At 65.2% G+C, this 22,548-nt stretch carries 24 protein-coding genes; 11 read left to right on the top strand and 13 right to left on the bottom strand.

The annotated features are described in order from the left end of the window. Positions 1–2: 2 nt before the first annotated feature. From accB to OEG81_RS02775, 3 genes are all read right to left on the bottom strand, one after another. Entirely contained in the window at positions 3–443 is a 441-nt protein-coding gene (gene accB / locus OEG81_RS02785; protein ID WP_264131204.1) for an acetyl-CoA carboxylase biotin carboxyl carrier protein, read from the bottom strand. Positions 444–527: 84 nt separating this feature from the next. Then, on the bottom strand, positions 528–962 hold the full coding sequence (gene aroQ / locus OEG81_RS02780) for a type II 3-dehydroquinate dehydratase (RefSeq protein WP_264131203.1): 435 nt from the start codon (positions 960–962) through the stop codon (positions 528–530). 108 nt (positions 963–1,070) lie between these two features. Then, positions 1,071–1,580 (bottom strand): TlpA family protein disulfide reductase, encoded by a 510-nt coding sequence (locus tag OEG81_RS02775; RefSeq protein WP_264131201.1) that lies wholly within the window; start codon positions 1,578–1,580, stop codon positions 1,071–1,073. A gap of 91 nt (positions 1,581–1,671) precedes the next feature. Here OEG81_RS02775 and mpl point away from each other — a divergent pair, with 91 nt between their 5' ends. The 8 genes from mpl to OEG81_RS02735 all read left to right on the top strand — a co-directional run bounded on the left by mpl (position 1,672) and on the right by OEG81_RS02735 (position 10,182). After that, on the top strand, positions 1,672–3,030 hold the full coding sequence (gene mpl / locus OEG81_RS02770) for a UDP-N-acetylmuramate:L-alanyl-gamma-D-glutamyl-meso-diaminopimelate ligase (RefSeq protein ID WP_264131200.1): 1,359 nt from the start codon (positions 1,672–1,674) through the stop codon (positions 3,028–3,030). A 26-nt stretch (positions 3,031–3,056) separates the two neighbouring features. Beyond that, positions 3,057–3,650, top strand: a complete 594-nt coding sequence (locus OEG81_RS02765; RefSeq protein WP_264131198.1) for a YqiA/YcfP family alpha/beta fold hydrolase — start codon at positions 3,057–3,059, stop codon at positions 3,648–3,650. Positions 3,651–3,698: 48 nt separating this feature from the next. Continuing rightward, complete coding sequence (locus tag OEG81_RS02760; protein WP_264131197.1) at positions 3,699–5,585, top strand: ribonuclease catalytic domain-containing protein; 1,887 nt, start codon at positions 3,699–3,701, stop codon at positions 5,583–5,585. Positions 5,586–5,647: 62 nt separating this feature from the next. Beyond that, on the top strand, positions 5,648–6,520 hold the full coding sequence (locus OEG81_RS02755) for a TonB family protein (protein WP_264131196.1): 873 nt from the start codon (positions 5,648–5,650) through the stop codon (positions 6,518–6,520). Then, a complete protein-coding gene (gene aroE / locus OEG81_RS02750) occupies positions 6,517–7,371 on the top strand; it encodes a shikimate dehydrogenase (protein ID WP_264131195.1) in 855 nt (284 codons plus the stop codon). The genes OEG81_RS02755 and aroE overlap by 4 nt, the downstream gene beginning before the upstream one ends. Before the next feature lie 3 nt (positions 7,372–7,374). Then, the gene (mtgA, locus tag OEG81_RS02745; protein WP_264131194.1) at positions 7,375–8,097 is read left to right on the top strand and encodes a monofunctional biosynthetic peptidoglycan transglycosylase; all 723 of its coding nucleotides are present in this window, start codon (positions 7,375–7,377) and stop codon (positions 8,095–8,097) included. A 76-nt stretch (positions 8,098–8,173) separates the two neighbouring features. Beyond that, positions 8,174–9,352 (top strand): LPS export ABC transporter permease LptG, encoded by a 1,179-nt coding sequence (gene lptG, locus OEG81_RS02740; RefSeq protein ID WP_264131192.1) that lies wholly within the window; start codon positions 8,174–8,176, stop codon positions 9,350–9,352. Further along, a complete protein-coding gene (locus OEG81_RS02735; RefSeq protein ID WP_264131190.1) occupies positions 9,349–10,182 on the top strand; it encodes a symmetrical bis(5'-nucleosyl)-tetraphosphatase in 834 nt (277 codons plus the stop codon). The genes lptG and OEG81_RS02735 overlap by 4 nt, the downstream gene beginning before the upstream one ends. Positions 10,183–10,208: 26 nt before the next feature. Here the strand turns inward: OEG81_RS02735 and OEG81_RS02730 are convergent, their stop codons facing one another. From OEG81_RS02730 to OEG81_RS02715, 4 genes are read right to left on the bottom strand one after another with little or no spacing between them, the layout of a single operon-like run. Next, entirely contained in the window at positions 10,209–10,955 is a 747-nt protein-coding gene (locus tag OEG81_RS02730; protein WP_264131189.1) for a lysophospholipid acyltransferase family protein, read from the bottom strand. A gap of 1 nt (position 10,956) precedes the next feature. Continuing rightward, positions 10,957–11,379: a Holliday junction resolvase RuvX gene (gene ruvX, locus OEG81_RS02725; RefSeq protein WP_264131188.1), complete on the bottom strand. Its 423-nt coding sequence runs from the start codon at positions 11,377–11,379 to the stop codon at positions 10,957–10,959. Continuing rightward, entirely contained in the window at positions 11,372–11,965 is a 594-nt protein-coding gene (locus OEG81_RS02720; protein WP_264131187.1) for a YqgE/AlgH family protein, read from the bottom strand. Before OEG81_RS02720 ends, ruvX begins: the two co-directional genes overlap by 8 nt. A 47-nt stretch (positions 11,966–12,012) precedes the next feature. Further along, entirely contained in the window at positions 12,013–12,177 is a 165-nt protein-coding gene (locus OEG81_RS02715; RefSeq protein ID WP_102068856.1) for a rubredoxin, read from the bottom strand. A gap of 145 nt (positions 12,178–12,322) precedes the next feature. Between OEG81_RS02715 and thiD the strand changes: the two genes are divergently transcribed. The 3 genes from thiD (at position 12,323) to hemL (ending at position 15,136) form a co-directional block, all read left to right on the top strand. After that, complete coding sequence (gene thiD / locus OEG81_RS02710; protein WP_264131185.1) at positions 12,323–13,123, top strand: bifunctional hydroxymethylpyrimidine kinase/phosphomethylpyrimidine kinase; 801 nt, start codon at positions 12,323–12,325, stop codon at positions 13,121–13,123. After that, the gene (thiE, locus tag OEG81_RS02705; RefSeq protein WP_264131184.1) at positions 13,120–13,770 is read left to right on the top strand and encodes a thiamine phosphate synthase; all 651 of its coding nucleotides are present in this window, start codon (positions 13,120–13,122) and stop codon (positions 13,768–13,770) included. Before thiD ends, thiE begins: the two co-directional genes overlap by 4 nt. An 88-nt stretch (positions 13,771–13,858) precedes the next feature. Then, positions 13,859–15,136, top strand: a complete 1,278-nt coding sequence (gene hemL / locus OEG81_RS02700) for a glutamate-1-semialdehyde 2,1-aminomutase (protein WP_264131183.1) — start codon at positions 13,859–13,861, stop codon at positions 15,134–15,136. Between the two features lie 68 nt (positions 15,137–15,204). Here hemL and OEG81_RS02695 read toward each other — a convergent pair whose 3' ends face one another. The 6 genes from OEG81_RS02695 to OEG81_RS02670 all read right to left on the bottom strand — a co-directional run bounded on the left by OEG81_RS02695 (position 15,205) and on the right by OEG81_RS02670 (position 22,548). Beyond that, a complete protein-coding gene (locus OEG81_RS02695; RefSeq protein WP_264131182.1) occupies positions 15,205–15,615 on the bottom strand; it encodes a RidA family protein in 411 nt (136 codons plus the stop codon). A 10-nt stretch (positions 15,616–15,625) separates the two neighbouring features. After that, a complete protein-coding gene (locus OEG81_RS02690; RefSeq protein ID WP_264131181.1) occupies positions 15,626–17,275 on the bottom strand; it encodes an AMP-binding protein in 1,650 nt (549 codons plus the stop codon). A 55-nt stretch (positions 17,276–17,330) separates the two neighbouring features. Then, a complete protein-coding gene (locus tag OEG81_RS02685) occupies positions 17,331–18,503 on the bottom strand; it encodes an acyl-CoA dehydrogenase family protein (protein WP_264131180.1) in 1,173 nt (390 codons plus the stop codon). Continuing rightward, positions 18,504–19,355, bottom strand: coding sequence for an enoyl-CoA hydratase family protein (locus OEG81_RS02680; RefSeq protein WP_264131179.1), 852 nt, complete (start codon positions 19,353–19,355; stop codon positions 18,504–18,506). 65 nt (positions 19,356–19,420) lie between these two features. Continuing rightward, the gene (locus OEG81_RS02675; protein ID WP_264131178.1) at positions 19,421–20,209 is read right to left on the bottom strand and encodes an SDR family NAD(P)-dependent oxidoreductase; all 789 of its coding nucleotides are present in this window, start codon (positions 20,207–20,209) and stop codon (positions 19,421–19,423) included. Then, positions 20,206–22,548: a bifunctional salicylyl-CoA 5-hydroxylase/oxidoreductase gene (locus OEG81_RS02670; protein ID WP_264131177.1), complete on the bottom strand. Its 2,343-nt coding sequence runs from the start codon at positions 22,546–22,548 to the stop codon at positions 20,206–20,208. Before OEG81_RS02670 ends, OEG81_RS02675 begins: the two co-directional genes overlap by 4 nt.

Here is a 22,548-nt window from a genome sequence, read left to right as displayed (position 1 = left end):
GATTAGCCGATGATAAACAAGGGTTGACCGTATTCGACGGGCTCGCCGTTCTCGACCAGGATTTCCTTGATGACGCCGGACTTGTCGGCCTCGATCTCGTTAAGGAGCTTCATGGCTTCGATGATGCACAGCGGCTCGCCTTCCTTGACCGACTGGCCGACTTCCACAAAGGGAGACGCGCCCGGATTGGGCGAACGATAGAAGGTGCCCACCATGGGCGCCTTCACCGCATGGCCCGCCGGCGCCGCGGGAGCGGCGGCGGGAGCCGCGGCCGGGGCGGCGACTTCGGCCGCGGGAGCCGGAGGGGCGGCGTAGGCGACGGGTTGCACGGTTTGCGAGAATTTGACGATTCTGACCTTGCCCTCGCCTTCGGTGATCTCGAGTTCGGCGATGCCCGACTCGGCAACGAGGTCGATCAGAGTTTTCAGTTTTCTTAGGTCCATACCAACTTCCCGTGCATTACCCCGCTGCCATTGCACAGGGTGAACGCAAATGATTAAAGGTTAAAAAAAGAGCGTGTGCGGCTCTTAACTGGCTAAAGCATAACGCAGGGCGGCTTCGTAACCGAAAATGCCCAGCCCCGCTATCACCCCTTGCGCCTTGTCGGCCAGGTAGGAATGATGGCGGAAGCTCTCCCGCTGATGCACATTGGATAAATGCACTTCGACAAATGGAATTTCGACGGCGCACAGCGCATCGCGCAGCGCCACGCTGGTGTGCGTGTAGGCCGCGGCATTGACAATGATGAAATCGGTCTGGTCCTGGCGCGCGGCCTGTATGCGATCGACCAGTTCGCCTTCGTGATTGCTTTGGAATGCAACGCAGCGCGCCCCGCTTTCCGTTGCCAGCTGCGCCAGACGCTGATTGATGTCTGCCAAGGTATGCCGCCCGTAGACCTCGGGCTCGCGCGTGCCGAGCAGATTCAGGTTGGGGCCGTGCAAGACTAGGATGTGCTGCGCCATTGCGAATGTTTTGTTAAGACAGACCGCCTTTTTACGCTAAAAAGTGGTCTTTGTCCATTAAAAAGCCAGCGCCGGCGCGTCCCTGAGCCGTGATCCGGCGGCCCTTGCTCAGGCCAGCTCGCCGATGAGGCGCTCCAGTTCCGCGGGCTTCACCTGGCCGAGTATCTGGCGGGAAATGCGTCCATCTTTATCGAAAACAACCGTAAAGGGCAGGCCGCCGTTCTTGTTGCCCAGATCGCGCATCAGCTTGATGCCGCCGTGGCCGGCGACCAGCAAGGGATACGACACCTGTACCTTTTCGCCGAACTTGCGGACATTGGCCGCCGTGTCGACGGCCAGGCCCACGAACTGCACATCGCGATGCTTCTGGTGCAGGGCCTCCAGGTCGGGCATCTCTTTCACGCAAGGCGGACACCAGGTAGCCCAGAAATTCAGGACCAGTGGCTTGCCCAGGTAGCGATCCAGGCCGACCTGTCTGTCGTCGAGGCCGGGAAACGTATTGGCGTAGAAAGGATCCGGGGGCAAGGCGGCGGCCCGCGCCGACCAGAACGGCCCCGACAGGCCCGCGCAACCGGCGGCCGCCAGCGCGGCCTGGCGTAGAAAGTCTCGCCGTTTCATAGCAACAATCCGAAGAGGTACTGTAAACCCTTCCATCATAGCACCGCGATCACGGGCCTCTCCTGACTACAATACGCCACGGAGGATAGAAATGCACTTACATATTCTTGGCATCTGCGGCACGTTCATGGGCGGACTGGCGCTGATCGCGCGCTCGGCCGGACACACCGTCACCGGCTGCGACGCCGGCGTCTACCCGCCCATGAGCACGCAGCTGCAAGAGCAGGGCATAGTCCTGGTCGAAGGCTTCGAGGCCGACCAACTGAGCCTGAAGCCCGACCTGTACGTCGTGGGCAATGTGGTGACGCGCGGCAATCCGCTGATGGAAGCCATACTGGACCAGGGGCTGCCCTATGTGTCGGGCCCCCAATGGCTGGGCGAGCAGGTGCTGCAGGGCCAGCACGTGCTGGCCGTGGCGGGCACGCATGGCAAGACGACGACCAGCTCGATACTGGCCTGGATACTGGAGCATGCCGGCCACAAGCCGAATTTCCTGATCGGCGGAATCGCCGCGGGCCTGCAGGTTTCCGCGCGCTACGAAGCCGCCCGCCGGCTGTTCGTGATCGAAGCCGATGAATACGACACGGCCTTCTTCGACAAGCGCTCCAAATTCGTGCATTACCGGCCGCGAACCGCCATATTGAACAATCTCGAGTACGACCACGCCGATATCTTCCCCGACCTGGCCGCCATAGAAACCCAGTTCCACCATCTGGTGCGCACCGTCCCCGCGCAGGGCCTTCTGGTCCGTCCCGCCGCCTGCGATGCCCTGGACCGCGTCCTGCAGCGCGGATGCTGGACCCCGGTGCAGACATTCGGCCCTGGCGGCCGCTGGCGCGCGCGGGCCGGCAGTCATGCCTCGCATTTCGAGGTCTGGGACGGCGACCGCCCCCTGGGCACGGTCCAATGGACCTTGACCGGCGAACACAACGCGATGAACGCCCTGGCCGCCCTGGCGGCGGCGGCGCACCTGGGCGTCGCCCCGCAAGCGGGCATCGAAGCGCTGTCGGCCTTCCAGGGCGTCAAGCGGCGCATGGAACTGCGCGGCACCGTGCGCGCCATCGATGTCTACGACGATTTCGCCCATCATCCCACCGCCATCGCCACCACGCTGGCCGGCCTGCGCAAACAATTGGGATCCAAGCGCATCCTGGCCGTGCTGGAACCGCGCTCCAACACCATGAAGCTGGGCGCCATGGCGGCGCGCCTGCCCGAGGCGCTGGCCCAGGCGGACCTGGTCTTCTGCTATGGCGCCACCGAAGGCAAGCATGCGCTGGGATGGGACCCGGCCGCCGTGCTGGCGCCATTGGGCGAACGCGCCACGGCCTACTCCGATCTGGATAAAATGGCCGAAGCCATATGCCGGGCGGCGCAGCCCGGCGACTCGATTCTTGTAATGAGCAACGGCGGATTCGGAGGCCTGCACCAGAAGCTTCTGGATCGCCTATAGGCTCGAACCGCAAAGGCAGGCGCGCCATGATTCTTTATCTGCACGGCTTCCGGTCGTCGCCCAAATCGCACAAGGCCACGCTGCTGGCCGGGGCGCTGCGCGAACGCGGCCTGGAAGGCGAATGGATCGCCCCTCAGCTGCCCGCAAGCCCCAGGCGGGCCATCGAACTGGCCGATTACCTGATCGAGCAGGCCAGGACGACGCGCGGCATGGAACCCGGCAGGGACCTGGCGATCATGGGTTCCTCGCTGGGCGGCTATTACGCCACCTGCCTGGCCGAGCGCTGGAAATGCCGTGCTATCGTCCTGAACCCGGTGGTCTATGCCGCAAGGGATTTGGCGACCCAGGTGGGCGAGCACACCATGTACCACTCCGATGACCCCTTCGTTTTCCTGCCAGAGTATGTGGACGAACTGGCGGAGATGGCGGTGGGCAGGCCCGCCCACCCCGAGCGCTACTACCTGCTGGCGGCAAAAGGCGACGAAGTGCTGGATTGGCGCGAAATGGCCGACTGGTTCTCGGGCTGCCAGGGCCGCATCCTTGAAGGCGGGGACCACGGCCTTTCGGACTTTGAACAATGGCTGCCCGAGGTCCTGGCGTTCGCGCTGCCGGCAAGCTGACACTTTAAACACCACCCCATGCGCATCCGCGCATCCCGACGGATCATTATGTACGTTCTTTACGAAGACAGCGGAAATTTCAAGGCGGAAAAGGTTTTTTCGCAAAGCGACTCGACCATGCAGGTCGAATCCGAGTCAGGCAAGCGCAGCAAGATCAAGAACGCCAGCGTATTGTTCAGTTTCGAGCAGCCGGCCCCGGCGGCCTTGCTGGAACAGGGGCAGGCGCTTGCCCAGACCCTTGAAATCGATTTCCTTTGGGAATGCGCTCCGCAGGAGGAGTTCGACGCGGCCACATTCGCGCAGGATTATTTCGGCCACCCGCCCAGCGCGGTCGAAAAGGCCGCCGTCATTTTTGCGCTGAACAGCGCGCCCGCCTATTTTCACCGGCGCGGCAAGGGCTGCTACCGCCCCGCCCCGCCCGACATTCTTGCCGCGGCCCTGGCGGCGATCGAGAAGAAACAGAAGCAGGCCGCCCTGCAGCAGGCGTGGACCGACCAGATGGTCGCCGGCACGCTGCCGCCGGAGATCGCGGCGGTCGCCCAGTCGCTGCTGGCCCGGCCGGACAAGAACTCCATGGAATGGAAGGCTTTCGACGCGGCCGTAGGCGCGCTGGGCACCAGCCCCGAGAAGCTGCTGCTGTCGCTGGGCGCCTGGCCGCATGCCCTGGCGCTGCACCAGCACCGCTTCATGTCCGCCTATTTCCCCAAGGGAGCGCAGTTCCCGCCGGTGGAGTTCGGCGGCGTGGGCGCGGACTTGCCGCTGGCCGATGTCACGGCCTATTCCGTGGACGACAGCAGCACCATCGAGGTCGACGATGCGCTGTCCGTGTCGGCGCAGGACGGCGACCTCGCCACGATAGGCATACACATTGCCGCGCCCGGACTGGCCGTTACCCGCGACAGCGAATTCGACAAGCTGGCCCGTGCCCGCATGTCCACGGTCTACATTCCCGGCCTGAAGATACCCATGCTGCCGACAGAGCTCATCGGCGCTTTTTCGCTGGACGCCGGCCAGCCCAGACCCGCGCTGTCGCTGTATGTAAGAGCCAATCTCGCCACCGGCGAACTGCTTTCCTGGGAGACGCGCCTGGAACGCATACAGGTGCGCGAGAACCTGCGCCACGACACACTGGACGAGGCGGTGACCGAAGAAGCCCTGAGCGATCCCGGAAGCGCCTTGCCCTACGGCGAATGGCTGCGCCCTTTATGGCGCCTGGCCCAACACCTGTCGGCCCAGCGCGAACAGCTGCGGGGCAAGCCCGAGAACAACAACCGCATCGAGTACTCGTTTGCGCTGGATGGCCCCTACGACGATCCCGATACGCCCGTGCGCCTGATTCCCCGGCGGCGCAATGCGCCGCTGGACCGCCTGGTCGCCGAATACATGATCCTGACCAATAACCTTTGGGGCGGTCTGCTGGCCAAGCACGGCGTACCGGGCATCTACCGCTCGCAGCAGGCCGGCCGGGTGCGCATGTCCACCCACGCCCTGCCGCACGAGGCCATAGGTGTGCCCCAGTATGCCTGGTCCACCTCGCCCCTGCGGCGCTACGTCGACCTGGTCAACCAATGGCAGATACTGGCGACGGCCGAGCATGGCGTCTCGGCCCGCCTGGTGGCGCCCTTCAAGCCCAAGGACGCCGACCTGTTCGCCATCATCGGCGCCTTCGATTCCCAGTATGCGGCCTGGGGCGACTATCAATCCTCCATGGAGCGCTATTGGTGCATGCGCTGGCTGGAGCAACAGGGTATGCGGACCGTCCAGGCCACTGTGCTGCGCGACGACCTCGTGCGCCTGGATTGCGCGCCGCTGGTGACCCGGGTTCCCGCACTGCCCGAACTCGAGCGCGGCCAGATAGTGACTTTGGATATTCTTGGATTCGACGAACTTGCCCTTGAACTGGATTGCAGGCTGCGCGAAGTCGCCGCCGCCTGAGCCATCGAGCCGGCCCTAGGGCCTTTCCACGTTAACAGGCCCCAGGCCAAACGAACATGCCCATGCCTTCCGTCCCGCCGGGGCTGCATGCGCCCCGCAACGATTACCTGCGCATCGCGCTGGTCTTGTCGCTGGCCATCCACGCCGCCGCGCTGACGGTGCACTTCGTCGCGCCTCCGGCGCCCCCGCCCCAGTCCTCCACCCTGGAGGTGACGCTGGTCAATGCCCGCAGCGAGGCCGCGCCGATACAGCCCAGGATGCTGGCGCAGAATGCGCTGAACGGCGGAGGCGAAGCCGCGGTGGGCCAGGCTGCTTCGCCCTTGCCGCGCACGGCGGCCGAGTCGGCCGATGAAGTGGTGCTGGCCGCCTTGCGCAAGCGGCAGGAAGAGCTGGAGGCCGAACAGGAGCGCCTGTTCACGCAGTTGATGTCCGAACAGAAGACCCGGCCGGAGCGCAAGCAGCCCGATTTGTTCGAGCAGTCCAACGATCCCGGCGCCGACTCCCGTCATCAGGAAAGCCTGATACTGAATGCACAGATCAGCGCGCTGAAGGAACGCATAGAGCGATACAACGCCCAGCCCCGTCGGCAGTTCACCGGGCCATCCACCAAGGCGGTGGACTATGCCGAGTATGTCGAAGCCTGGCGCAAGAAGATAGAGCTGCTGGGCACCGAGCACTATCCCGACCAGGCGCGCGGCAAGGTGTACGGCAGCCTGCAATTGACGGTGTACATCCGCCGGGACGGCTCGCTGGAGCGCATCGAAATCGACCGGCCGTCCAGCCATGCCGTGCTCAATCTGGCCGCCTCGCGCATTGTGCAGTTGGCCGCTCCCTTTCCGCCGCTGCCCGCGGCCATTGCCGCCAGGACCGACGTGCTTGCCATCACGCGTACCTGGAATTTCGTCAACCAGAAACTGGAAACCGCCACTCCATGAGTTCTTCCGGGACACCGAAACGCTACGGCGTCGTGGGCCATCCCATCGCCCAAAGCCGATCCCCCTTCATTCACCAGACGTTCGGGCGTCAGGCAGCCATCGACCTGACGTACGAGAAGATCCTGGCTCCCCTGGACGGCTTCGCCCAGACCGTGCACGAGTTCTTCGGCCAGGGCGGCGCGGGCTTGAACATAACCGTGCCTTTCAAAGAGCAGGCCTTCGAGCTGGCCCGCGCCCATCTGTCGGAACGCGCCCGCCTGGCCGGCGCCGTGAATACGCTGTGGATGCGGGACGGCCGATTGCACGGGTGCAATACCGACGGCGTGGGCCTGCTGACGGATCTGGAACGGCTGGGCCATGGCCCAAAAGGGAAAAGTGTGCTGCTGGTCGGGGCCGGAGGCGCCGCCAAGGGTGTGGTGCTGCCGCTGATGGACGCGGGCTGCGCCCGGCTGCGCGTCGTGAACCGCACGGCGGCGCGCGCCCACGGCCTGCGCGCCCATGCCGTGGAGCAACTGCCCGCGCTGGCGGACAGGCTCGGCGCCGGCGGCCTGGATGAGGCGGGCGGCCAATGGGATATCGTCATCAACGCCACGTCCGGCAGCCTGCACGACACGCCGCCCGAACTGCCCCCCGGCCTGTATGCCCAAGGGGCCTTGGCCTACGACATGGTGTATGCCGCCGCGCCCACCGCCTTCCTGCGGCAGGCCCGCGACCAGGGCGCCGCGCATGCGGCGGACGGCCTGGGCATGCTGGTCGGCCAGGCCGCCGCCGCCTTCCGTATATGGCATGGCCTGATGCCCGACGTGCAGCCGGTACTGGAGGCCCTGCGCCGCGAGCTTCACTATACTTGAGCCATGACCGCCAGAAAAATAAACAAGGCCAAGCTGATAGTCGCCACTCTGCTGCTGGGCTTCGCGGCGCTGCTGCTCTACCAGTTCGGCCTGCTCGTCATGGTGATATGGCTAAGCATGCGCAATCCCGGGAGCAGTGCTTTCATGAACGCCACGCTGAACCAATTGCGGGCATCGGATCCGCGGGCCGAACTCGAATATCGCTGGGTGCCTTACGAGGGCATCAGCAAGAACCTGAAGCGCGCCGTGGTGGCCTCGGAAGACGCCAATTTCACGGATCACGAAGGCGTGGAATGGGATGCCATACGCAAGGCCTGGGAATACAACCGGAAACAGGCGGACCGGGGGGGCAGCAAGAGGCGGGGCGGATCCACCATTACGCAGCAGCTGGCGAAGAACCTCTTCCTGTCCAGTTCGCGCTCGTACTGGCGCAAAGGCCAGGAACTCGTCCTGACCTACATGATCGAGTTCGTCATGAGCAAGGAGCGCATACTGGAACTGTATCTGAACGTGGCCCAGTGGGGCACCAACGTGTTCGGCGCGCAGGCCGCCGCCCGCCACTACTACAAGACGGACGCGGCTCGCCTGAGCCAGTACCAGGCCGCCACGCTGGCCGCCATGCTGCCCAACCCGGCCTATTACGACGCGCACCGCGGCACACGCTACCTGCGCTCGCGCGCCGCCACCATACAAAAACGCATGCACATGGTGGAAATCCCGAAGTAAAACGGCCGCCGCGCCGTCCGCAAATGTTAAGCTTGCATTTTCCATTCGCCGTTTGATTCAGGCCTCAAGCATATCGATGCGCACCGCCCGCCGCTACCTCGCCCGCGAAATCTACCGCTCCAGCGCCGTCGTCCTGCTGGCGCTGATCGGGCTCTTCACGTTCTTCGCCCTCATCGAGGAACTGGACAACGTCGGCACGAAATTCACGCTGCTCAACCTTTTCTACATGCAGGCGCTGGCCCTGCCCACCCGCCTGTACGACCTGCTGCCCATAGGCCTGCTGATCGGCGCCATCCTTGCGCTGGCGGGGCTGGCGCAGCGCAATGAACTGGTCATCCTGCGCGTATCGGGGGTCAGCGGCATGAAGCTGATGGCCATGCTGTGGCTGGTCACCATCCCTTTGGTCGTGGGCGCGTTTTTCCTGTCCGAGATCGTCACGCCCGCGGCCGAAATCAAAAGCAGCGAGGCCAGCCTGTCCTTGCTGGGCAGGTCGGGAGGCAGCCGGCTGAACAGCGGCTACTGGTTCAAAGAGGCCGATGCCGGCGGCGGCACCCGCATCATCAATATCGCCGAACTGAAATCCAGCGGCGGCGTGGCGGGCATCACCCTGTACGAGTTCCATGCGGGGCAGGAACTGGCGTCGGTGTCGCAGGCCCGTGAAGGCCATTTCACCAAAGGCACCCTGGTGCTGGACGGGGTAACCCAGACCCATATCGACGCGGGATCGGTGTCCGCCCTGGCCAATGCCCAGAAGCCGGATGCGCCCCTTACGCGCATCGAAACCCAGGAAAGCCGCGTCCTGAACACCACGTTGACGCCGGAGCGGCTCATCGCGCGCATCCTGACGCCCGAACGGATGTCGATACTCGACCTGGTGGACTACATCGGCTATCTGGAAAGCAACCAGCTGCAGACCGAACGGCAGGTCGTGGCCCTTTGGCGCAAGATGGCCTATCCCTTCACCTTGCTGGTCATGATCACCATTGCCGCTCCCATCGGCTTCATGCAGACGCGGCGCGGCGGCGTGGGCAGCAAGGTGTTCATCGGCATTCTGCTGGGCGTGGGCTTTTTCATGCTGAACCAGCTTGCCCTGAATGTGGGCATGCTCAGCAAATGGGCGCCCTGGGTGACCGCCCTGGTTCCCAACCTGGGCGCGCTGGGCATCGCCCTGGGCGCCCTCATTCTCATGGAAAATCAGCATAACGTCCGGCGATTCAACCAGACTCGCTGGCCCTGGAGCAAATCGGCAGCATGACATCGGTACCCGGCATCTGGATGATAGGCGACCTGCAAGGCTGCCGCGAGCCGCTGCAAGCGCTGCTTGCACACCCCGAAATCGCCCGCGATCCGCAAGCCCGCTTCTGGTTTGCGGGCGACCTGATCAACCGCGGCCCCGACTCCCTGGGCACATTGAAGACCGTCATGGAGCTGGGCGACCGCGCCATCTCCGTCCTGGGCAATCACGACCTGCATTTGCTGGCCGTGGCGGCCGGCGTCAAGAAACCGGGAAAATCCGACACCATCGACGACATCTTGCGGGCGCCCGATGCCCAGGAGCTCATCGACTGGCTGCGCCACTGCCCTCTTGCGCACTACGAGCAAGGCCATCTGCTGGTCCATGCCGGGGTTCTGGCCAAATGGGACGTGAACAAAACGCTGGAACTGGCCGCCGAAGTGGAGTCGGCCCTGCGCGGCCCCGACTGGAAAAAAATGCTGCACAGCATGTATGGCAACGACCCCTCGCACTGGAAGGATGATCTCAGCGGCGGCAAGCGCCTGCGCGTCATCATCAACGCCTTGACGCGAATGCGCATGTGCGACGGGCATGGGCATATGGAGTTCTCGCACAAGGGCGCCCCATCGCACGGCGACGACGGGCTCATGCCCTGGTTCGACGTGCCCGGCCGCGCCATCCAGGACGAGACCGTGGTCTTCGGACACTGGTCGACGCTGGGCCTGCTGATCCGCCCCGACGTCATCTGCCTTGATACAGGCTGCGTCTGGGGCCGCCAGCTGACGGCCTTGCGCCTGCATGACCAGCTATTGGTTCAGATACCCTGCGCCCAGTATCAGGCGCAGCATTAAGCGCCCCGGCGCTGGAAGCCCCTGGATCAGGCGGGATCCGTGACGGCGCTGCGTATGGCGTGGTGCGCCGCGGACGCCACCTTGGCGCGCCCCTCGTCTTCACAATGCCGGCTGTCCATGACCGGCAGGAAGACCAATTCGACCGCGACACCGGTCGTTCCCAGCAGGCACCACAGATTCTGCATCAGGTTCTGTTCGCCCACGAAGGCGGCATAGTCGCTGCGCCTGCCGCGATGCGTGAAGCGCAGGGCCACCGGCTGGATATCGACATGGGCCCGGATGGCCGCGTCGAACAGGCTGGAATGGAATGGAGCGACATCGAAGCCGCTGGACGTGGTGCCTTCGGGAAACAGGCCCACGACTTCACCCTGACCGAAGCGCGCCTTCATCTGGTGGCCCACCGCCCGGACCGCATGGCGATGCCCCCGCTCGATGAACACCGTGCCGGCGCCGGCCACCAGCCAGCCCAGCACCGGCCAGCGCCGTATGTCGCTCTTGGCCACGAAGGAGGTGGGACGCACGCTGTTCAGCACGAAGATATCGACCCAGGACACGTGATTGGCCACCCATAGCACGGGCCCGGCGCGCCTAGGTTCGCCCCGGATGCACAGCGCGACCCCGCACAAACGCATCAGCATGCGCGACCAGTGCAGGGTCATGCATGAACGGATGTGCAAGGAAGCCAGGGGAAAGACGATGCTGACGGACAATAAGCCCAGGATGATCCAAAGCGCCACAAGGACGGCGCGCAATGAAAAACGCAGTACGCTCAAATCATTCTCTCTGTGAAGAATTTCCGGATCGGGCCAGCGCGTCCAGGTAGCGCTGCAATATCACCATGGCGGCCATGGCATCGTCGGCCGCATGCGTGCCCAGCATCTGCTGCGCCTCCATGCTGGATCCGCGCTCGTCGACCAGCTCGACCTGCACGCCGAAGCGGCCGCGCAATTGATTGGCGAAGCGGCGGCACCGCAAGCTGGCGTATTGTTCGCCGCCGTCGGACGCCAGGGGAAGGCCGACGATGACCTTGTCCGGCTGCCACGCGGCAAGTAGTTGTTCGATGTCGGCAAAGCGCCGGTCGCGCTGCACGGACGTCAGGATTTCCAGGGGCCGGGCCTGTCCGGTCAATGTATTGCCTATGGCCACGCCTATCTTTTTCGTTCCGTAGTCGAACGCCAGCAGGGTCTGCTCAGGCATGGCCCGCATCGCCCGTCAGCATGAGCGGATCGATGCCCAGTTGGCTAAGCGCCATCCCGTAGCGGTCTTCAAAAGGCGTCTCGAACAGGATGTCGTTGCTGGCCGCCACATTCAGCCAGGCGTTCTGGGACATCTCGCTTTCCAGCTGGCCCGCGCCCCATCCGGCGTAGCCCAGGGTGACAAGCAGCTGGGCCGGCCCCTTGCCCTTTGCGACGTCCTGCAGGATATCGCGCGAGGTGGTCAGGGCCACGTCGCCCAACTGGATGCTGGAACTGTATCCACCCACCGGCGCATGCAGGACGAACCCCCTGTCCGTCTGCACCGGGCCGCCGAAGAACACCGGAAAGTCCTGGACGGGACCGGTTTCCAGGGAAAGGTCCAGGTCGATGCGCTTCAGGAGATCGCCCACGGTGATATCGGTAGGCCTGTTGATGACCAGGCCCAGCGCCCCATGCCCCGTGTGTTCGCAGACGTAAATGACAGTGTTGGCCAGATTGCCGGAGACCTTGCCGGGCATGGCCAGCAAAAGCTGCTGGGACAGATCGGCGCTCGATTCCGTTTCGGGACGCTTGGCGGATGTGTTCATGGCTCGGCCTCCTGGATCCAAAAATTGCAGCATCGGCGCCTGTGGGCTTATACCTCGATCAGCTCGAAATCTTCCTTGCGGGCGCCGCATTCGGGGCAGACCCAGTTGGGAGGCACATCTTCCCAGCGGGTGCCGGGGGCAATTCCCTCTTCGGGCAATCCTGCCTCTTCATCATATATCCAACCGCAAATCAAACACATCCAGGTACGCATTTTTTCTTACTCACTGAAATTTACAAATCCGGAATCCGACGAACTCCGAACGCTTCCATTAGAATGGGGTCAATGTTACTAAACCCAATAGCCCCGCACTCGACGCCAGGCTGAAACAGTGCAGACTTTAACCGATCGCTGATACGTGCAAGCTCCAAACCCGCCACTGATACTTATTTTCGGCCCTTTCGATCCCAGCGGATCGAGTAGCCTGCCTGCCGACACGGTTACCTGTGCCGCCATGGGTTGCCATGCCCTGGGCACGCTGACCGCCATCCTGGTGCGGGACACGGCCAGCACCGAGGAAATCCAGCCCGTGTCGCCCGAGCTCATCGACGACCAGGCGCGCTGCCTGCTCGAAGACATGACCGTGCACGCGATCAAGGTCGGGCCACTTTATACAACGGAATCGGTAAGTGTACTCGCTCAGATAGCGGCCGATTACAGCCATGTTCCCCTGGTCCTGCACCTGGGGCCCGCGCCCGACGAGTCGCTGCTGGAGGGCGGAGACGCCGAAGATGTGCAGCTGGCCCTGTTCGAACTGCTGCTGCCGCAAACCGATGTGGCGGTCGTCGACCATAAGCTGCTGGAGCAGTGGCAATCGGAAGGCATGTTTTCGGGCATGGACGCCGATACGCCCGCTCAGGCTCTTCTGGATTATGGGGCCAAATGGGTGCTGAGCACCGGCGCGCCCCTGCGCCCCGGCCTTGGCAGCCACTTGCTTCAGGGCCGGCACAGCGAGACCGGCAGTTGGAACCGGCAGGCGCCCGCCGCGCGGCTGGCCGATGCCGACGGCCCCCTGGCTTGCGCCATCACAGCCCAGCTGGCCAGGGGCCTGGACGTCCCCGCAGCGGTCGATGCCGCCATCGCGCTGGCTGAGCCGCTGGCCGGGCGGACCTTCCAGCCCGGCATGGGCCATCTTCTGATCAACAGGTCTTCGCCATGAGCCATCCATTACGATTTCCCAAGGGCCTGTATGGCGTCACGCCCGAATGGGACGACACCGACAGGCTGCTGGAGGCCATACGCGCCGCCGCGCTGGGCGGCATGTCGGCCTTGCAATGGCGCCGCAAAACCGCAACGGCGCAAGATGGGCTGGCGCAGGTCCGCCGCGTGGCCGCCCTATGCCGCGAGCTGGACGTGGCCTGCATCGTCAATGACGATTGGCGGCTGGCCGCGCTGATAGACGCCGACGGCGTGCACCTGGGCCGCGAGGACGGCGGCATGGCGCAGGCCCGCCTGGCGCTGGGCCCCGAAAAAATCATCGGCGCATCCTGCTATAACGAACCAGCGCTGGCTGCCCTGGCCCTCGATGCCGGCGCCGACTATGTCGCCTTCGGCGCCGTATACCCTTCCAGCGTGAAGCCGCAAGCCGTGCGCGCGACGCTGGAGCACATCGAGCAGGGCCGCATGCTGGCCGAAAGCCGGCCGGCCCGGCCCCGCCCGGCCGTGGTCGCCATAGGAGGCATCACGGCCGAAAACGCCGCCCCCGTCGTCCATGCCGGCGCCGACAGCATTGCGCTGATCAGCGGCCTGTTCGAAAGCGAGGACATCCAGGCGACCGCGTCGCGCTGCGCGGCCCTGTTCACCTAGCGCACAGTGCAAGCAGGCCGGACGCCTGAACACGAGCGCTTAATGTCCTATAGTCTGTATTTCCCTTTTTCCGCAAGAATCCAGAATCATGTCCCGCAATACTCAATTATTCGACCGCGCCTGCCAGACGATACCCGGCGGCGTCAACTCGCCCGTCCGGGCATTCCGATCGGTGGGCGGCGCGCCGCGCTTCATCAAGCGGGCACAGGGCCCGTATATGTGGGACGCGGACGACACGCGCTATATCGACTACGTCGGTTCCTGGGGTCCGGCCATTCTGGGGCATGCGCATCCCGAGGTCATACGCGCCGTCCAGGAGGCGGCCAAGGACGGGCTGTCTTTCGGGGCGCCCACCGAAGCCGAGATCGAGATCGCCGAAGCGATTGCCGCCCGCATGCCCTCGATTGAAAAAGTCCGCCTGGTCAGCTCGGGCACCGAAGCGACGATGACCGCCATCCGCCTGGCGCGCGGCGTCACCGGCCGCCCGAAGATCATCAAGTTCGAGGGCTGCTACCACGGCCACGCCGACAGCCTGCTGGTCAAGGCCGGCTCTGGACTGCTGACCTTCGGCAACCCCACCTCGGCCGGCGTACCGCCCGAGTTCATACAGCACACGCTGGTCCTGGACTTCAACAAGCTGGAATCCGTCGAAGCCGCCTTCCAGCAGTACGGCGCCGAGATCGCCTGCGTGATCGTGGAACCCATCGCGGGCAACATGAACCTGGTCAAGCCGGCCCCCGGTTTCCTGGAAGGCCTGCGCGCGCTGTGCACGCGGCACGGCGCCCTGCTGATTTTCGACGAAGTGATGACCGGCTTCCGCGCCGGGCCGCAAGGCGTGCAAGGCCTGACCGGCGTGACCCCCGACCTGACCACGCTGGCCAAGGTCATAGGCGGCGGCATGCCGGTGGGCGCGTTCGGCGGCCGCGCCGACATCATGGAGCACATCGCCCCCCTGGGCGGCGTATATCAGGCCGGCACGCTATCGGGCAACCCCGTGGCGGTTGCGGCGGGCCTGACCACCCTGAAGCTGCTGGCCGAGCCCGGATTCTACGAGCGCCTGGACATACAGACGCGCAAGCTGGCCGAAGGCCTGGCCCAGCGCGCCGCCGCGGCCGGCATCCCGATGTGCAGCGACCACGTCGGCGGCATGTTCGGCATCTACTTCCGCGAGACCGTGCCCACCACCTTCGACGAAGTGGCGCAAAGCGACGTGGAGCGCTTCAAGCGATTCTTTCACGCCATGCTGGTCAAGGGCGTGTACTTCGCCCCGTCGGCGTTCGAGGCCGGATTCGTTTCCGCCGCGCACGACGATGCAACCATCCAGGCGACGCTGGATGCGGCCGAGGAAGTCTTCGCCAAGCTTTAAGATCGGCTCCGTCGGGCGGATGCAGCCGGGTTTCCGGTGCCCCGCCCCCGGGGAAGGCTCCGGGGCGGTCAATCCGGCGGCGGAACGACGGCGGTGACCTCGATTTCGACGCGGGCCCGGTCTTCGACCAGGTCGGCCACCTGCACGGCCGTCATGGCCGGAAAATGGCGGCCTATGATGTCGCGGTAGTGCTGGCCGACTTGCCGCAAGGCCGCAACGTACTCCCGCTTGTCGCACACATACCAGGTCATGCGCGTGATGTGCTGCGGGCCGGCGCCGCCCTCTTTCAGAATGGCGACGATGTTCTTCAGGGCCTGGCCCACCTGTTCGGCGAAGTCGTCGGTTTCGAACTCCTGCCGCTCATTCCAGCCGACCTGGCCGCCCACGAATAGCAGGCGGCTGCCCACCTTCATCTCCGTCATGATGCCGTTGGCGTAGCCGCGGGGCTCCAGCCAGCCTGGGGGATGCAGAAACTCCATGCCGTTTTCCTTATTGGGTTGATCTGTTGCGCAGGACGAAGCGCTGCAATTTGCCGGTTTCGGTCCGGGGCAGGCTATCCATGAACTCAATGGACCGGGGATACTTATAGGGCGCGATGGCGGCCTTGACGTGCTCCTGCAAGGCCTTGACCATGGCGGCATCGCCCACGAAGCCGGGCTTGAGCACCACATAGGCCTTGACGATATTGCCGCGCTCGGCATCGGGCTGGCCCACCACGCCGCATTCGGCCACGGCCTCGTGCCGCAGCAAAGTCCCTTCGACCTCGGGGCCCGCGATGTTGTAGCCTGCGGAAATGATCATGTCGTCATTGCGCGCCTGGTAATACAGGTAGCCGTCGTCGTCCATGATGAAGGTATCGCCGGGCAGGTTCCAACCCTGCTGAACGAAGACGCGCTGGCGCTCGTCGTCCAGATAGCGGCAGCCCGTCGGGCCTTTCACCGCCAGCCGGCCGGCCACGCCGCTGGCCACGGGCCGCAGATCCTCATCGACCACCCGGGCCACGTAGCCGGGCACCGCCTTGCCGATGGCGCCGGCGCGCACCTGGCTGCCGGAGCTCGACACGTACACATGGATCATCTCCGTGCCGCCGATGCCGTCTATCATTTCGATGCCTGTGCATTGCTTCCAGAGCTGCCGCGTCGCATCGGGCAGGGCCTCGCCCGCCGACACCGAATTCTTGAGCGAGGAAAGATCGTACTTCCCCGCCTGGCCCGCCATCTGGCGATAGAAGGTTGGCGCGGTGAAGGTCATGGTGGCGCCGAAATCCTGCACCGTCTGCAGCAGCTCGTCGGGCGTCAGCCTTTCGCTCAGCACCGTGGAGGCGCCGACGCGCAGCGGGAAGCACAGCAGCCCTCCCAGGCCGAAGGTGAAAGCCAGGGGCGGCGTGCCGCAGACGATGTCCTGGGCGCGCATGCCCAGCGTGTGGCGCGAGAAGGTGTCGCACATGGCCAGCACGTCGCGATGAAAATGCATGCAGCCCTTGGGCTTGCCCGTGGTGCCGCTGGTAAACGCAATCAGGCAGATATCGTCGCCGGCGGTGTCGCAAGGCGTGAAATCGGCGGGCTTGCCGGCGGCCAGCGCCTCGATGCCCTCGGGGCCGTCCTTATGGAAATAGCGTATCTGGCGCAGGTCGGGGCAATGGCTGGGGTGGGCCGGGTCGGCGCAGTGCATGATCTCGGCGCACAGGCGCTCGTCGCACAGAACCGCCTGGACCTTCGCCTTGCTGATGACTTTCTGCAATTCGACGGCCCGCAGCAAGGGCATGGTGGGGACCGTCACCAGCCCCGCCTTGACGGCGGCAAGCCAGCACGCGGCCATCATGGGGTTGTTCGGCCCGCGCAGCAGAACCCGGTTGCCGGGCTGCAGGCCCATGTCGTCCACCAGTACATGCGCAATGCGGTTGGTCAGCGCCATCAGTTCGCGGTAGCTCATCGCGCGCTGTTCCGCGCCCTCGCGCCAGCGCAGGGCCACGCGTTCGCCATGCCCCTGCTCCACCAGGTCGTCGACCAGGACGCAGGCGCAATTGAACCGCGCCGGATAGGCCACGTCGGGGTTGCCATCCAGCAGCAGCTCGGGCCATTCCCGGGGCGGCGGAAGATGATCCCGCGCAAAGGTATCGATGTGAGCGGATGCTTCCATTGTCGTCTCCTGTCTTCTTGTGCATGCGCCGGCGTCGCTTGCAGCGCGCCGGAACCTAGCCGCCCTTCAGCAGCTCCCTTGCGATGATCAGCTTCTGAACCTCGGTGGCGCCTTCATAGATGCGCAGCGCCCGGATCTCCCGGTACAGTTTTTCGACGGGCGCGCCCGACACCACCCCCGCGCCGCCGAACATCTGGACGGCGCGGTCGATGACGCGTTGCGCAGACTCGGTCGCCGCCATCTTGGCCATGGCCGCCTCACGCGTGGTGCGCACGCCCTTGACGTCGCGCAGCCAGGCCGCGCGGTAGGTCAGCAAGGCGGCGGCATCGATTTCGCAGGCCATGTCGCCCAGCGCCGCCTGAGTCAGTTGCAGATCGGCCAGGGCCTGGCCGAACATGCGCCGCGACTTGGCGCGCGCCACCGCCTCGTCCAGGGCGCGGCGGGCAAAGCCCAGGGCCGCCGCCGCCACCGATGCCCGGAAGATATCCAGGGTCATCATGGCGATCTTGAATCCCTGCCCCGCCGCGCCCAGCCTGTTGCCGGCCTTTACACGGCAATCCTCGAAGCGCAAGGTCGCCAGCGGATGGGGTGCAATGACATCGATGCGCCCCGAGATGTTCAGGCCGGGGGCGTCCGCGTCGACCACGAACGCGCTGATGCCGCGCGCGCCCGGCGCCTCGCCGGTCCGGGCGAAGACGCAATAGAAGTCGGCGATGCCGCCATTCGATATCCAGGTTTTCTCGCCATTCAGGATATAGTCTTCGCCCTCTTGAACCGCGGAGCACGACATGGCGGCAACGTCCGACCCCGCCTCCGGTTCCGATAGCGCAAAAGCGGCAATGGCGCGGCCGGCGGCGACCTCGGGCAGATAGCGGCGGCGCAGGGCCTCGCTGCCCGCAAGTGAAATGGCGCCGCTGCCCAGACCCTGCATGGCGAAGGCGAAGTCGGCCAGGCCGTCATGGCGGGCCAGCGTTTCCCGCAGTATGCACAAAGACCGTGAATCGATTTCCGGCCAGCGCCCTCCCCAGGCGCCTTCCGGCCCTTGCGGCACGGCAAATCGCAGCCAGCCGGTCTGGCCCAGCTGCGCGACCAGCCCGCGGCAGGCCGCATCGGTGTCCGCATGGTCGATGTCTTGCAGGCCCTCCCGGCACCAGCTCTCCAGGCCCGAGGCCAGTTGCTGGTGGCGGGCGTCGAAGAAAGGCCAGTCGAGCCAGCTCATATCGCTCATTCAATCACCCTCGAACACAGGCTTGCGCTTGGCCACGAAGGCATCGTAGGCGCGGCGGAAATCGCGGGTCTGCATGCAGATGGCCTGGGCCTGCGCCTCGGCCTCGATGGCTTCGTCCACGCCCATGTTCCACTCCTGGTGCAGCAGCTTCTTGGTCATGCCATGCGCAAAAGTGGGCCCGTCCGCCAACTGGCGCGCCAGCGCCTGCGCCGCGTCCAGCACCTGGCCGGATTCGTGCAGGCTGTTGAAGAAGCCCCATTCAACCCCTTCTTGCGCGCTCATGGAGCGGCCGGTGTACAGCAGCTCCGACGCGCGCCCCTGCCCTATCATGCGCGGCAAAAGCGTGCAGGCGCCCATGTCGGCGCCCGCCAGGCCCACGCGCGTGAACAGAAAGGCGGTGCGCGCCTGCGGCGTTCCCAGCCGCAGGTCGGAAGCCAGGGCGATCATGGCCCCCGCGCCGGCGCAGATGCCGTCCACGGCCGAGATGACAGGCGCAGGGCAGGCCCGCATGGCCTTGACCAGGTCGCCCGTCATGCGGGTGAAGTCCAGCAGTTCGGGCGCGCTCATTTGCGTCAGCGGGCCGATGATTTCATGCACGTCGCCGCCGGAGCAGAAGTTCCCGCCCGCGCCCGTTACGACGACGGTCTTGATGTCGGTGGCGTAGACGAGCGCCCGGAACAGGTCGCGCAGTTCGGCATAGGAATCGAAGGTCAGGGGGTTCTTGCGTTCCGGTCGGTTCAGGGTGATGGTGGCCACCTTGCCGTCCTCCGAGGCGGTCCACAGGAAGTTCCTGGCCTGGTAGCCCGCACAGGGACGCTTGTGTCCCGCCATGGTGTGTTCTGTTTCCCGCATGCTGTTTCCTTTTTCCCCTAGGGCCTGTTAACGCTAAAAGGCAAGCCGCCGCCGGCCGGCGGCGATCAACCCGCCATGACCTCGCCGCCGTCCACGGGGATGGCTTGCCCGTTGATGGACCCGGCGTCCGGCAGGCATAGCCACGCCACGGCGCGGGCCACCTCGTCGGGCTGTACCAGCCTGCCCTGCGGATTGCGCTCGGCCAGCGTGGCCCGGGCCTGGTCGGGCGACACGCCCGTCCTGTTTACGATGTTCTCGACGGCGCCATGGACGATGTCGGTTTCGGTGTAGCCCGGGCACACCGCGTTGACCGTGATTCCCTTGCGGGCGACCTCAAGGGCCAGCGCCCGGGTCAAGCCGATCACGCCGTGCTTGGCGGCGCAGTAGGCGCTGACATAGGCGTAGCCGATCAGGCCCGCCGTGCTGGCGACATTGACGATGCGGCCCCATTTGCGTTCCAGCATGTCGGGCAGCGCGGCCTGCATGCAGTGGAAGGTCCCGCTTAGATTGACGGCGATCATGCGCTGCCATGTTTCTTCATCGACACGGTCGAAACGCTGGCTTTCCGCCTGGCCCGCGTTGTTGACCAGGATGTCTATGGAGCCGAAGGCCTCCCTGGCCTGCGCGAAGGCCTGCAGGACCTGGCCGCGCTGCGCGATGTCGCCACGCACGAAGCCCACGCGCGCCTGTCCGGAAAGGCGGCCGGCCGCCTCGTCCAGCGCGGCGGCATCCCGTCCCATAAGGGTTATGCGGGCGCCAAGGCCGGCCAGCTGCTGCGCGACGGCAAAGCCTATTCCGCGCGACCCGCCGGTGACCAGGGCATGCCGCCCGTTCAATGGTTGAGCTGATTTCATTTTGCCAACGGCTGCGCGTAGGCGGCCGCCCGTTCGAAGTTGGTTTCCAGTTGCCGCTTGGCGGGAAAGTACTGGCGCGGCCAGCTGACATCGGTGTAGCCGATGCGCGCGGACTCGCGCAGGGTCCAGGCGGCATCGGCAAGGTGGGGCCGCGCCAGCGCGCATAGGTCGGCGCGCCCGGACGCGATGATGCTGTTGACGTGGTCGGCCTCGAAGATCGCGCCCACCGCTATCGTCGGCACGCCCGCTTCATTGCGGATGCGGTCCGAGAACGGAGTCTGGTACATGCGTCCGTATACCGGCTGCTCCGCCTTGCTGACCTGCCCCGAGGAGCAGTCCAGCATGTCGGCGCCGGCCTGCTTGAAACGCAAGGCGATCTGTATGGCGTCGTCGGCCGTGATCCCGCCATCGACCCAGTCGTGCGCCGAGATCCGCACCGACATCGGCAGATCCTCGGGCCATGCCGCCCTTACGGCGTCGAAGACTTCCAGCGGATAGCGCAGGCGGTTGTCCAGAGAGCCGCCATATTCATCGTCGCGCTGGTTGGTCAGCGGCGAAATGAAGCTGGAAAGCAGGTAGCCGTGGGCGCAATGCAGTTCCAGCCAATCGAAGCCCGCCTGGGCCGCGCGGCGGGCCGCCGCCGCGAACTGGTCGCGGACCGCGTCCATCTGCTCGCGCGTCATGGCCTGGGGCACCTGCGATACCCCCGCTATATACGGCAGTGCCGATGCGGACACCAGCGGCCAGTTGCCTTCGGGCAGCGGCATGTCGGTGCCTTCCCAACTGACGCGGGTGGACCCCTTGCGGCCCGCATGCCCCAGCTGTATGCCGATGCGCGCGTCGCTGTTCCGATGGACGAAATCCACGATGCGCCTGAACGCCTGCATCTGTTCATCCGTCCAAAGGCCCGGGCACCCCGGGGTTATTCGGGCCTGTGGCGATACGCAGGTCATTTCGACCATGACCAGCCCCGCACCGCCCATGGCGCGCCCGCCCAGGTGCACCAGATGGAAGTCGCCCGGCACGCCGTCCACGCTGGAGTACATCGCCATGGGCGAGACGACGATGCGATTCTTCAATGTGACGCCGCGTGCCTTGTAGGGCGTGAGCATGGGCGGAACCGGATGCCCCGCGCCATTCGCATTCAGTCCGGCCTTGCCGGCCAGCCAGTGCTCATAGCCCTCCAGCCATTGGGCATCGCGCAGGCGCAGGTTCTCATGGGATATGCGTTGCGATCGCGTCAACAGCGAATAGGCGAACTGCCTGGGCTCGAAGCCCGCGTAGCGCGCAACGTTCTCGAACCATTCCGTCGAATTGCGTGCCGCGTTCTGTATCTTCAGCACCTCGATGCTGCGCACGTCCTGGTAGTGGCGCAGCGCCGCCCGCAAGTCGCCGCCGTGCGAGAGTATGGACCGGTGCAGCTCGATGGCGTCTTCCAGCGCCAGCTTGGTGCCCGAACCGATGGAAAAGTGCGCCGTATGCGCGGCGTCGCCCATCAGCACCACGGGAACGCTGCGTCCGCCGGGCAGCGCCTGCTCGTGTATCCAGGTGTCGCAGATGACGCGCGGGAACCGTATCCAGATGGCCGACCCGCGCAGGTGGCCCGCATTCGAAACCAGGGCATGCCCGCCCAGCCAGGGCGCGAACAGCTTTTCGCAATAGGCGATGCCGTCTTCCTGGGTCATGGCATCGAGCCCGGCCGCCTTCCAGGTTTCATCCAGCGTTTCGACGATGAAGGTGGACATGCCCGGCTCGAACTGATAGGCATGCGCCTGGAACCAGCCGTGCTCGGTCTGCACGAAGGCGAAGGTGAACGCGTCGAAGGTCTGTTCGGTGCCCAGCCAGACGAAGCGGCACAGGCGGGTATCGATGTCGGGCTTATAAGTGGCTGCGTAGCGGGTGCGCACCCGGCTGTTCAGGCCATCGGCGGCGATCACCAGGTCGGCCTGGTATTTCTCGGCAATGGCCTGGTCATCGCCGACATCGGTTTCGAACACCAGGTTCACGCCCAGTTCCTCGCAGCGGGCCTGCAGGATATTGAGCAGCTTCTTTCGGCCTATGCCGATGAAGCCATGGCCGCTGCTGCGCATGCTTTGGCCCTTGTAGTGGATTTCGATGTCGTCCCAGTGATTGAACGCGGCGCTGATCTGCTCCGCCGAAACGGGGTCGGCCTCTTTCAGGTTGTCCAGCGTGGCATCGGAAAACACCACGCCCCACCCGAAGGTGTCGTAAGGGCGGTTGCGCTCTATGACGGCGACCTCGTGCCCGGCATCGGCCAGCTTCATCAGCAAACCGAAATACAGCCCCGCCGGCCCTCCGCCTATGCATGCGATTTTCAT

This window comes from Pollutimonas sp. M17 (assembly GCF_025836975.1).
In the GTDB taxonomy this organism is placed as follows: domain Bacteria; phylum Pseudomonadota; class Gammaproteobacteria; order Burkholderiales; family Burkholderiaceae_B.
This window is presented reverse-complemented; position numbering and strand designations above follow the sequence as displayed.